We start from the raw sequence: 759 nt of genomic DNA on the forward strand, positions 1-759 counted from the left end.
GCCCTTCTTTCCCAAGAGCCATGGCAAGCCGCGCGTCGATGACCGTCGGGTGTTTGAGTGCGATAATCTTTGTCAATCGTAATGGCTTGCGGTGGCGAGATGCCCCGAGGGAATACGGCCCGCCGAAGACCCTCTACAACCGCTGGAAGCGATGGAGCGACAAAGGTGTCTTCGCCCGGATGATGGACGGTCTGGCGTCCGAGGCGGCCGTTCCGAAGACGGTGATGATCGATGCAACCTCCCTGAAGGTGCACCGCACGGCGACCAGCCTGCGGTCGAAAAAGGGGGACCCGGCGATCAAAGGGGCCGTCTGATCGGTCGCAGTCCGAGGGCCAGAAAACAGTCCGGGGGACTGTTTTCCCGAGGACGGGCGGCATGAACACCAAGCTGCATGCCGTGACCGATGCCGAAGGCCGCCCGATCCGCGTTCTCGGGGGACATGATTCCCCGGATCATGGCCTTATCCCTCGAACTCATGACCGCAGGCCAAGTCAGTGACTGTACGGGTGCCACCGCCCTGCTGGGCAGCCTGCCAAAGGCGGACTGGCTGCTGGCCGACCGGGGCCATGATGCCGACTGGTTGAGAAATGTATTGAAAGACAAGGGGATAGGGTCCTGCATTCCGGGCAGGAAATCTCGTGGCAAGCCCGTCAAGCACGACAAGCGCCGCTACAAACGCCGAAACCGCATCGAGATCATGTTCGGCAGGCTCAAGGGCTGGCGCCGGGTCGCCACCCGCTACGACAGATGCCCGAAGGT

1 pseudogene is annotated in these 759 nt (G+C 62.3%); it reads left to right on the forward strand.

The window, feature by feature from the left end:
- Positions 1–759: pseudogene (locus E3D03_RS21060) on the forward strand (IS5 family transposase); the annotation flags it as partial.

Source organism: Paracoccus sp. DMF (assembly GCF_004407025.1).
Classification (GTDB): Bacteria; Pseudomonadota; Alphaproteobacteria; order Rhodobacterales; family Rhodobacteraceae; genus Paracoccus; species Paracoccus aminovorans_B.